The 10,574-nt window shown below is 63.9% G+C and carries 9 protein-coding genes; 7 read left to right on the top strand and 2 right to left on the bottom strand.

Going from position 1 to position 10,574, the window contains the following annotated elements; translation table 11 throughout:
- Positions 1-104 precede the first annotated feature (104 nt).
- The 3 genes from xth (at position 105) to ACODSP_RS02420 (ending at position 4,172) form a co-directional block, all read left to right on the top strand.
- Complete coding sequence (xth, locus tag ACODSP_RS02430) at positions 105-875, top strand: exodeoxyribonuclease III (RefSeq protein WP_488964039.1); 771 nt, start codon at positions 105-107, stop codon at positions 873-875.
- Between the two features lie 84 nt (positions 876-959).
- Positions 960-2,918: a multicopper oxidase family protein gene (locus ACODSP_RS02425; RefSeq protein ID WP_488964038.1), complete on the top strand. Its 1,959-nt coding sequence runs from the start codon at positions 960-962 to the stop codon at positions 2,916-2,918.
- 171 nt (positions 2,919-3,089) lie between these two features.
- Positions 3,090-4,172 (top strand): isoaspartyl peptidase/L-asparaginase family protein, encoded by a 1,083-nt coding sequence (locus tag ACODSP_RS02420; RefSeq protein WP_488964037.1) that lies wholly within the window; start codon positions 3,090-3,092, stop codon positions 4,170-4,172.
- Between the two features lie 9 nt (positions 4,173-4,181).
- On the opposite strand, the gene ACODSP_RS02415 is transcribed toward ACODSP_RS02420, so the two are convergent.
- The gene (locus ACODSP_RS02415) at positions 4,182-5,027 is read right to left on the bottom strand and encodes a cell envelope integrity EipB family protein (protein WP_488964036.1); all 846 of its coding nucleotides are present in this window, start codon (positions 5,025-5,027) and stop codon (positions 4,182-4,184) included.
- 261 nt (positions 5,028-5,288) lie between these two features.
- Between ACODSP_RS02415 and ACODSP_RS02410 the strand changes: the two genes are divergently transcribed.
- Complete coding sequence (locus tag ACODSP_RS02410; protein WP_488964035.1) at positions 5,289-6,053, top strand: GGDEF domain-containing protein; 765 nt, start codon at positions 5,289-5,291, stop codon at positions 6,051-6,053.
- Between the two features lie 3 nt (positions 6,054-6,056).
- Here the strand turns inward: ACODSP_RS02410 and ACODSP_RS02405 are convergent, their stop codons facing one another.
- Positions 6,057-8,561 carry a ligase-associated DNA damage response DEXH box helicase gene (locus tag ACODSP_RS02405; protein ID WP_488964034.1) on the bottom strand — a complete coding sequence of 835 codons (2,505 nt, stop codon included), beginning with the start codon at positions 8,559-8,561 and terminating at the stop codon, positions 6,057-6,059.
- A gap of 101 nt (positions 8,562-8,662) precedes the next feature.
- Between ACODSP_RS02405 and ACODSP_RS02400 the strand changes: the two genes are divergently transcribed.
- The 3 genes from ACODSP_RS02400 to mazG all read left to right on the top strand — a co-directional run bounded on the left by ACODSP_RS02400 (position 8,663) and on the right by mazG (position 10,565).
- On the top strand, positions 8,663-8,917 hold the full coding sequence (locus tag ACODSP_RS02400) for a type II toxin-antitoxin system Phd/YefM family antitoxin (RefSeq protein WP_488964033.1): 255 nt from the start codon (positions 8,663-8,665) through the stop codon (positions 8,915-8,917).
- A 328-nt stretch (positions 8,918-9,245) separates the two neighbouring features.
- Positions 9,246-9,659, top strand: coding sequence for a GNAT family N-acetyltransferase (locus tag ACODSP_RS02395; protein ID WP_488964032.1), 414 nt, complete (start codon positions 9,246-9,248; stop codon positions 9,657-9,659).
- Between the two features lie 96 nt (positions 9,660-9,755).
- Positions 9,756-10,565 carry a nucleoside triphosphate pyrophosphohydrolase gene (gene mazG, locus ACODSP_RS02390; protein WP_488964031.1) on the top strand — a complete coding sequence of 270 codons (810 nt, stop codon included), beginning with the start codon at positions 9,756-9,758 and terminating at the stop codon, positions 10,563-10,565.
- Positions 10,566-10,574 lie beyond the last annotated feature (9 nt).

Here is a 10,574-nt window from a genome sequence, read left to right as displayed (position 1 = left end):
TCATATCGGCGCTAACCGCGCCTCACGCTGGGTCCCGGCTTTCGCCGGGATGACGGGAGGGAGGCCTCCAACTTAATCATATTCACTCGCAAGGGCTCCCCATCGTGAAGATCGCAACCTGGAACGTAAATTCCGCCAAGGCACGCCTCGCCAATATCACCGAATGGCTGATTGAGGCGGCACCCGACGTGGTGCTGTTCCAGGAGATCAAGTGCGAGACGGCGTCGTTCCCGGCGGCTTCGTTCGAGGCGTTGGGCTATCACGTCCATGCCGTGGGTCAGAAGGCCTATAATGGCGTAGCGATCCTGTCGAAATCGCCCGTCACCGACATCATCACCCGCCTGCCGGGGGAGGTGGAGGATGAACAGGCCCGCTATGTCGAAGGCACCATCGAGGGGGTGCGCATCGCCAGCCTCTATCTGCCCAACGGCAATCCGGTGGGAACGGAGAAATACCCCTACAAGCTGCGCTGGATGGAACGGCTGCGCCTGCATGCGGCGGAACTGCTGAAAAGCGGACAGCCCACGGTACTGGGCGGCGATTATAACGTCATTCCCGCCGCCGAAGATGTCTATGACCCCGCCGGCTGGCGCGAAGATGCGCTGTTCCGGCAGGAAACGCGGTTGAAGTTCCAGGAAATCCTTGCCCTGGGCTATACGGAGGCATTCCGGACCCTGCATCCGGGCCTCGTTCCCGCCTACAGCTTCTGGGATTATCAGGCCGGTGCCTGGCCCCGGAACAATGGCCTGCGCATCGATCATTTCCTGCTGTCGCCGCAGGCCGCCGACCGCATCGTGGCGTGCGAGATCGACAAGGGGCCGCGCGCCAAGGAGAAGGCGTCGGATCACACGCCCGTGATCCTGACCCTGGCCTAAGACCCGCATCGGTTGCATATAGCATACATCTGAAATCCTGCTATCCTGCCCGCCATGCGTCAGGCATCGGGGGGATAAAGGGTTATGCGGACAGTGTTGAAAGCGGGTGTTGCGGCCCTGTGCCTTGCCATGGCGGGGCCGGTCATGGCGGCGGAACTGGTCAATCCGCCCGACATGCGGCGCAACGCTGCCGGGCAATATGATCTGGAGGCCGTGACGGCGGAATATCGCCTTCCGCCCTTTACCCAGCGCATCACCAGCCGCAGCTTCATTTCCAAGGGCACTGGCAAGTGGGACGAGACGCGCAAGCTGCTGGTCGGCCCCACGCTGCGCGCCTCGCCGGGGGAAACGGTGCGCATCCGCATGACCAACCACATGAAGGCATCGGCGGGTGACGGCGATTATTACCCGTTCAGCAACAGCCATGACAGCGGTACGCCCGCCGCCGACAGCACCAATGTCGATACGCTGCCCCACGGCTTCGACATCCTGAACCTGCACACGCACGGCCTGCATGTCACACCGCTGGGCAATAGCGACAATGTGCTGCTGAATATCCTGCCGGAAGGGGCGACCGCCGCCGACCTTCGCAAGGCCTGCCATTCGGAAACCGACAAGAACGTGGCGCACCGCCATGTCTGTGTCGAAGGCGCCTTCGATTATGAATACAAAATCCCGGAACAGCATCCGGCGGGCACCTTCTGGTATCACCCGCACAAGCATGGCGCCGTCGCCATGCATCTGGGCAGCGGCATGGCCGGTGCCTTGATCATCGAGGATAAGAAGAACGGCATCGACAGTCTGGAGGCTGTGAAACAGGCCAAGGCCCTGAATGGCGAACGCGTCCTGGTGTTCCAGCAGATCGAATTCACGCGCAGCAACCCGCTGACCGAGGCGGAGCCGCTTTATGCCGTGAATTGTCAGGCCGCCTATGGCCCCGCCGTCTGCGGCCAGTTGGGCAATACATCGCTGGAGAACTCAGCGGTGAATGCCAAGCTGTCGGTGAACGGGCAGATGGATGCCACCATCACCATGGCACCGGGTGAGGCAATGCTGTGGCGCGTGGTCAACACCACCATCCGCAACAACCTGCCGCTCTGCGTCCTGCCCCTGCCGGGCACCGGCGCGCCCGCCCCCACACTCTATGCCCTGGCCGCCGATGGCGTGCCGATCAAACGGCCCCTGCCGGCGGGCGCGCAGGACCAGCCTTTCAGGCTGGGCGCGCCCGTCGCTGACCTGACCACGCCGACGGCGGGCACCGATGTCATCAACAACGAACTGACCATCATGGCGCCGGGCCAGCGTCTGGACGTGATGGTTCAGGCGCCGGACGCCGAGGGGCGTTACGCCCTGTTCCAGCCGAACCCCAACAATGCGCCGACCGCCACCACCGGCCTGTGCCAGGTGCCGCAACTGGACAGCAATAACCGCCTGCCATCGGATCAGGTTGTTCTCTATATCGACGTGAAGAAGCATAAGCGGAAGGTCAATACCGCCCTGCCCACCCAGACGCAGTTGAACGCCCTCTACACGCCTGACGATGTGGCCAGCCGCACGGATGTGCCGGTGGGGCCGACGCAAGGAGTGGTGTTCGGCTTCACCAATTATGAATTCGCACCCACGGCCCTGCAGGGCGCATCCGTCGTCAATGGCCGGCCCTTCAACCTGGAACGGGTGCAGCGCCGGCTGAAACTGGAACAGACGGACCGCTGGGCCGTGCAGAGCGCCAGCGACACACATATCTTTCACATCCATATCAATTCGTTCCAGATCACCCGGCGCGGGTCGGTCAAATATGACTTCCCCATCTGGCGCGATACGGCCCTGATCAACTGTGCCACCGGACCCGGTATCGGGGGCTGCACCTTCCCCGCCGGCAACACCATCCAGCAGCCGGGCGTTGCGGCGGGCGGCGGCGGCAATGGCGAGGTCCTGCAATTCGTCAGCCGCGCGCTGGATTTCACCGGCCCCATGGTCATGCACTGCCACAATGTGAACCATGAGGATAATGGCATGATGGAACTGATCGAACTGGTGAAGTGACCGGAGCGGCTGCTATCACTCTCCCTCATGCCAATCTGTCACGGGCTCGACCCGTAACAGATTGGAGGCTGGCGACCGCCAGCCCGGCGCTCGTGCGCCGAAAGCCAAGGCGGCGGATGCCGCCGCCCGGCGATTGAGGGAATATGAAATCTCATTCCGGGGAGAGTGACCGTGCGCCGCAATCCGATCCGCCTTGCCGCCCTGCTGCTGGGCTCCGCCCTTGCCCTGTCCGCCTGCGCCACGCAGAAGCAGGCGGCGGCCCCTGCCCGCCCCGCCTGGGCGCTGGCCATCCATGGTGGGGCCGGGGTGATGGACCGGGAAACCATGGGACCGGAGACGGAAGCGTCCTATCGCGCCGCCATGCATGCAGCATTGGACAGGGGTCGCGCGGTGCTGGAAAAGGGCGGGACGGCCATGGACGCCGTCGTCGCGGTGGTGCGCGGGCTGGAGGATGATCCGCAATTCAATGCCGGCAAGGGAGCCGTCTTCACCGCCGATGGCCGCAATGAACTGGATGCCGCCATCATGGACGGCGCGACGCTGAAGGCAGGGGCCGTCGCGGGCATCACCGGCACCAAAAATCCCATCACCCTGGCCCGCGCAATCATGGAAAAATCACCCCATGTCATGCTGATCGGGGCAGGGGCGGAGAAGTTCGGGCAGCAGGCGCGCGTGGAACAGGCCGAGGCATCGTGGTTCTTCACCGAACGGCGCTGGCAGTCCCTGAAAAAGACGTTGAAGGAACGCGGCCTGCCCATCCCCGCCCGTCCGGCGGGTGTGGGCCCGGAACCGGTGCCGCTGGCCGCCGCCGATATGGCGTTTGAGGATCGTAAATACGGCACCGTGGGCGTGGTGGCGCTGGACAGCGCCGGCCATGTCGCCGCCGGCACCTCCACCGGTGGCACCACCGCCAAGCTGTGGGGCCGGGTCGGCGATGTGCCGATCATCGGGGCCGGAACCTACGCCAATGACAAATCCTGTGCCGTGTCAGCCACGGGCACGGGGGAATATTTCATCCGCCTGGGCGTGGCGCGCGCCATCTGCGATCTGGTTGAATTGAAGGGAATGAGCCTGCAAAAGGCCGCGGATGAGGTGATCCAGGCCCGCCTGACGGCACTGGGCGGCGATGGCGGCATCGTCGCCGTGACGCCCGATGGTCAGGTGGCCTGGTCCTTCAACACATCCGGCATGTACCGGGCCCGGCAGGTGGCGGGTGGTGAGCCGGTGGTGGGCATCTTCAAGGGCGAGCCCTGACGGGCAGTATCAGCAGGGCGGCTTGCCGGCCTTTTCCAGGGTCTCCAGTTCCATGGAGACCCGGAAATCGCCGTAATCGACCAGCATGGACCGGACCACGCCATTTTCCTGCAACACCATGCTGGTCTCGTAATCCGGCAGCGGTTCACCGGGATTGATCGGGAAGAAGGCCAGCGACACCTGCCACGCCTTGGCGGCCAGCAGATCGGCATCCTTCACCTTCATCACGGCGGGGGACCGCAGCTTGCCCACGATGGTGTTGACGGGGCTTGCGCCCTCCGCCTCGGCCCCGTCGAACACGGGCACGGAGAACAGGTTTTCCGGTGATCCGGCCTGTGTCAGCACACGCAGTGTATGGGCCGTGGGGAACATGGTGCCGGGTTTCAGCGGCATCGACCGCGACTCCGGCTTGTCATAACGGACATTACCACCGCCCTTCCCGTCCAGCGTGGCACCACCGGACAGTTCCTCATCCACTTCGCCATTCACCAGCTTGCGGACATTGAAGCGATAGGCGGAACCGTCCTTCGCCTCCCACGTCGCATAGTTGGTGATGAGGTTCATGTCTTCCCCTTCGGCATAGGAGAAGCGGACCTGGAACCGCTGATCGATGGTCCAGCCATCGCAGGCATCATTCCAGGAAAAGCTCATCTGCCCGTTCACATCGGTGACGCCGCTTTGCAGCCGCGCATGGTCCAGCTTCAGCCGGTATGTCGCCTTGTGCGGCGCGATATCGATGGCAGAGCGGGCAAAAGCCGGAACGGTACCGGCACTGCCCAGCAGCAGGGCCAGGGCAAAGGCAATGGCGGGGCGGGTGGGGCGGCGGGTGCGGAACAAGGGGATCACGTTGGGCACAGGCCTGGATCGTGGGCAAGGTCACTATCTTGCGCCCGCGAACGGTCCGCCGCAACGGGCATTCGCACGCCCGGATGGATGAAGGGGTGACTGGGCAGCATTTGCCACACCGGCACCACGGCCACCCGGCAAGAACTGCAGCGCGGCAGGAACGCAGCAGCCGAAGTCGAATTTCAACCCATTGTTTTTATGCGATTTTTCGGATGGCACACCCCTTGCTGATACCGGTGCGGAGTATCAGCCCATTCAGGGGAGTAGACTATGAGCCCGTTCGATAGTGTCCAGACCCGTCCGATGACGATGGCTCGTGGCCTGGATCGTGGCCTGTCGGCTTTCCCCGGCGCTGCCCCGCAACAGACCAACAGCCTGCATAATATGGCACGCAGTGTCGCCGGCGGCCTGGGGACCCCCGTGGCCCCGGACCTTGGCCCCGTGTCGATGAATGCGGATACTTATGTCTTCCTTTTGCAGGACACGATCATGCGCCTTCGGGAAGCGGAGGCGAAGATCACGGAGCAGAAGGAACGAATCGAACATCTTGAAACCCTGTCCATGACGGACGAGTTGACCGGCCTTCTGAACCGCCGCGGCTTTGTCGAGGCCTTCCATCGCGAGTTGGCGATGGCCCGGCGGACGGGCATGGGCGGTGTCCTGGTCATCATCGATCTGGATGGTTTCAAGGCCGTCAATGACAGTCACGGCCATCTCTGTGGCGACTGGTATCTGCGTCAGGCGGCCCGCATCCTGAAGGACAATGTCCGCGCCAACGACATCGTCGCCCGGTTCGGCGGTGACGAATTCGCGGTGCTGCTGACCCATACCGATCAGACCCAGGGCATGGCGCGGGCGGAAATGCTGTCCAGTATCTTCAACGCCCAATCCTGCCAGTGGCAGATGCAGTCCCTGCCCATGCGCGCCAGCTTCGGCATGCAGGCCTTTGGCGTCGGCGACCAGGAAGAAGACCTGATCCGCCGTGCCGACGCCGGCATGTACCGGGCCAAGCGCAAGGCGAAGGCCGCGCGGTAAGCGTCAGATCAGACGGCCCTGCCGCTGCGCCGGCGGGGCCATCAGTTCGGGCACCGCCTCTTCCAGCAGCTCATTCACGGCCTCATCCAGCAGGGCGTCGATGGCGCTTCCCTGGATATGCTCCCGCCCGATTTCCAGGATGACGGGTACGGCCAGCGGCGAAATCCGGTCCAGACGCCGGTGCAGGATACGTCCCTGCACACGGCTCAGCATGCCCGCCACGCGGCGCACATCCGTCAGGCCCGCCGCCGCGTCGGCCCGTGTGGCCCGCAGCAACACGTGCCCCGGTTCATGCCGGCGCAGCACGTCATAGATCAGATCGGCGCTGAACATCACCTGCCGCCCCGTCTTTTCCAGGCCGGGATGGCGGCGTTCGATCAGGCCGGAAATGACGGCGACAGAACGGAACAGGCGCTTCAGCATGGAGCTTTCCTCCATCCACGCCTCCAGATCATCGCCCAGCATATCCTGATCGAACAGCGCATCCAGATTGGTGGCCGGTTTCAGCGACCAGATGGCCAGCACATAGTCGGTGGCAACAAAGCCCAACGGATGCAGGCCGGCCCGTTCCATGCGCCGGGTCAGCAGCATGCCCAGCGTCTGATGCGCGTTGCGTCCTTCGAAACAATAGGCGACCAGATATTCCTTGTCGTTGCGGGGGAAACTCTCCACCAACAGGCCCGACGCGTCCGGCATCACGGATTTATACTGCTGCAACCGCAGCCATTCCTGCACCGCCTCTGGAAACGCATCCCATTGGCGCGGATCGGACAAAAGCGCCCGCACCCGGTCGGCCAGATGGGTGGATAGCGGCAGGCGGCCCCCGGCATAGGCGGGAACCTTGGGCGTGCCCTGCCCGCCCTTGGCCGCGATCACGTCATTGTCGCGGATGCCGACGAATTTCAGCAACTGGCCGGCAAAGATGAAGGTATCGCCCGGCACCAGACCATTGACGAAATATTCCTCCACCCTTCCCAGCACCTGCCCCCGGTTCAACCGGACATTCAGCATCACCTCTTCCACGATGGTGCCGATATTCAGCCGGTATTGGCGCGACACCATGCCGTTGGCCGCCTGCCACCGGCCCGTTTCGGGGTCCTGGGTCAGCCGCTTGAACTTCTCATAGGCACCCAGCGCGTAACCGCCGGTGGCCACGAAATCGAAGACATCATCGAATTCATCGCGCGACAGGTTGGCGTAGGGGCTGGCCCGCACTACCTCCGCATACAGCGCATCGGCATTGAACGGGCCGGAACAGGCAACGCCGGTCACATGCTGGGCCAGCACATCCAGCGCACCGGGGCGCAGTGCCTCGCCATCCAGGGTGCCGGCCTTGATGGCCGCCACCGCCGCCTCGCATTCCAGGACCTCAAACCGGTTGCCGGGCACCAGCAGGGCCTTGGAAGCCTCATCCAGGCGGTGGTTGGCGCGACCGATGCGTTGCAGCAGGCGGGACACGCCCTTGGGCGCGCCCACCTGCACCACCAGATCAATCTCCGCCCAGTCGATACCCAGGTCGAGCGAGGAGGTAGCGACCACGGCCCGCAACTTGCCGGCGGCCATCGCCGCCTCCACCTTGCGCCGCTGCTCCACGGCCAGACTGCCATGGTGCAGGGCAATGGGTAGATTGTCGGTGTTGAGCCGCCACAGTTCCTGAAACGCCAGTTCGGCCTGGGCGCGGGTATTCACGAAAACCAGCGTGACGCCATGGTCGCGGATACGCTGATAAATCTCCCCCATGGCATGCAGGGCCATATGGCCAGCCCAGGGCAGATGCTCCTTGGTGGCCAGGATTTCCACCTTGGGCGGGGCGCCGGGCCGACCGCGCACCACCCGGACGGGCGCCAGTTCGCCTTCATCATCGTAAAGCCGCCCCGTGGGCGACAGCCACGCGGTCAGGGCATCCGGATCGGCTACTGTGGCCGACAGGCCGGCACGAAGGGCATAGGGGGCAAGGCTGGACAGCCGGGCCAGACATAGGGCCAGCTGGTCCCCCCGCTTGGTTCCGGCCAGGGCATGCAACTCGTCAATGACGATGCGGCGCAGGGGCCGGAAAATCTCCGCCGCATCGGGGTAGGAGACCATCAGGGCGAGGCTTTCCACCGTGGTCATCAGGATGTGCGGCGGCTTGGTCCGCTGACGCGCCCGCTTGGCCTCCGGCGTGTCACCGGTGCGGGTTTCGGCCCGGATAGGCAGGCGCAGCGACGCGATGGGGGCTTCCAGATTGCGCTGGATGTCGACCGCCAGCGCCTTCAGCGGCGAGATATAGAGCGTGTGCAACCCCTCGCGCGGGCGTTCGGACAGGTCGATCAGGCTGGGCAGGAAACCCGCCAGCGTCTTGCCGGCACCCGTGGGCGCAATCAGCAGCGCATGCATCCCGTCACGCGCGGCAGCCACCATGCCCAACTGATGCGGGCGCGGGGTCCAGCCCTGCGACCGAAACCAGCCGGCGATGCCGGGCGGGATCAGGTCATCATCAGTGTCACAAAGGTCGGGTACAGGCTGCATGGGCGCATCATGACGGAACGGAGCACGAACGGAAAGGGGCGTTGCGGCAGGAACGGCGGTGGACGTAGAATAGACCTGTATCGAATGGCGGAGAGGCCAAGATGCGGACGGTCACGATCCAGGAAGCCCGCTCAAACCTGACCCAACTGGTGGCGGAAGCCGCAAAGGGCGATGAGTTCATCATCGCCGACGCCGGCAAGCCGCTGGTCAAGGTCATCCCGCTGGAACCAGCGAACAAACCGCAGCGGCGGTTGGGATTCCTGCAAGGGCGTTACACGGTTCCGGACGACTTCGACGAAATGGGGTGGGAAGAGATTGAGGCGATGTTTTACGGCAAGGGGATAAGACCTTCTTGATCCTGCCGAAGCATGTTTCCGCTGACTGAAATCACATTTTCTTCGTCTTCCCGGCGAAACCCCATAGGCGCGTAAGTTAGGGGTTTGCATCTTCCCTGCCTCCCCCGCGAAAGCGGGGGCCCAGGGGCCAAAAGCACCGATGCGCAGTCGCTTGGCCCCCCTGGATCCCCGCTTTCGCGGGGAAAGCACCTTGGTGCAAGAGGTTAAATTAGCGCCTATGGGCTTCCGCCGGTAAGACGAAAAGGTAGCTTCCTGTTATCATAACACCGGCTTGACCGCCGACAAGACCGTCGCCCTCTACCCCGGCCCAATTCAGCTGATGTGACCCATGATCCGCACTGCCACCGATACCGATATCCCCGCCCTGATGCGTATCCGCGCCGCCGTGCAGGAGAACCGGCTGAATGATCCGTCACGGGTGCCGGCCTCTGCCTATCAGGAATTCCTGGCGGTCAGCCGCATCTGGCTGTTTGAGGATGAGACGGGCATTCATGGCTTCGCGGCGGCCGATCCGCGCGATGGCAGCATCTGGGCCTTGTTCACCGATCCGGCGGCGGAGGGGCGCGGCATTGGCAAAGCACTGCTGCCCTATGCCCTGGACGATCTGAAGGCTGGCGGCTGGACGCAGGCGCACCTGTCCACCGGACCCGGCACCCGCGCCGATACCTTCTATCGCCGTCAGGGATGGGAGCCGGCGGGAATGACGGAAGGCGGGGAACAGGGGTTTGTCCGGGCGCTGTGATCCCGTGTGACGCATGGGGCCAATTCATGCCGCCCCCTGGCATCACCACGTCCTGTCCGATAAGGTCGCGTCAGACCCGATTATGGATGCGGTGCGATGACGGACAATACCACCCGCCTTCTGAATATCATGGCGAAGCTGCGCGACCCGGATGGCGGCTGCCCCTGGGATCTGGAGCAGGATTTCGCCACCATCGCCCCGCACACCATTGAAGAAGCCTATGAGGTGGCGGACGCCATCCAATCGGGCGACATGATGGCCGTGAAGGATGAGTTGGGCGACCTGCTGTTCCAAACGGTGTTCTATGCCCAGATGGGCAAGGAACGCGGCCTGTTCGATTTCGACGCCATCGCCGGCCATATCGCCGACAAGATGATCCGCCGCCATCCCCATGTTTTCGGTGAGGTCTCGGTCAATACCGCCGACGATCAGGTCAAGCACTGGGAAGAACTGAAGGCGCGGGAGCGAGCGGAGAAGGCGGCCAACAGTGGCGTACCGCCCTCCGCCCTGGACGGTATCACGCCTGGCCTGCCGGCCCTGACGCGCGCCGTAAAGCTGCAAAAGCGGGCGGCCCGTGTCGGCTTCGACTGGACCCAGGCCGAAGAGATCCTGGACAAGATCGAGGAAGAGATCGGGGAACTGCGGGCCGAGATCAAGGCGCGTCAGCAGGAGAAGGCACGGGTTCAGGATGAGTTGGGCGACCTGCTGTTCGCGCTGGTCAATCTTGCCCGCCGGCTGGAGATTGACCCCGAAACGGCCCTGCGCGGGACCAATTACAAGTTCGACCGGCGGTTCCGCTTCGTCGAGCAGGCCCTTGGCAAACAAGGCAAAATGCCGGAAACCTCGACCCTGGACGAGATGGAAGCGCTGTGGGTTGAGGCAAAGCAAACTGAACGCAAGTCCTGATCTTGAGGA

The organism is Niveispirillum sp. FG156 (assembly GCF_057809555.1).
The sequence above is the reverse complement of the archived record's forward strand: the minus strand, read 5'-3'. Positions and strand labels throughout refer to the sequence as shown.

What these genes read in the sequence shown, in the direction of transcription:
- ACODSP_RS02410 (WP_488964035.1), top strand. Translation starts at nt 5,289, where the DNA reads ATGAGCCCGTTCGATAGTGTCCAGACCCGTCCGATGACGATGGCTCGT.
- ACODSP_RS02425 (WP_488964038.1), top strand. Translation starts at nt 960, where the DNA reads ATGCGGACAGTGTTGAAAGCGGGTGTTGCGGCCCTGTGCCTTGCCATG.
- ACODSP_RS02395 (WP_488964032.1), top strand. Translation starts at nt 9,246, where the DNA reads ATGATCCGCACTGCCACCGATACCGATATCCCCGCCCTGATGCGTATC.
- ACODSP_RS02400 (WP_488964033.1), top strand. Translation starts at nt 8,663, where the DNA reads ATGCGGACGGTCACGATCCAGGAAGCCCGCTCAAACCTGACCCAACTG.
- mazG (WP_488964031.1), top strand. Translation starts at nt 9,756, where the DNA reads ATGACGGACAATACCACCCGCCTTCTGAATATCATGGCGAAGCTGCGC.
- ACODSP_RS02405 (WP_488964034.1), bottom strand. Translation starts at nt 8,561, where the DNA reads ATGCAGCCTGTACCCGACCTTTGTGACACTGATGATGACCTGATCCCG.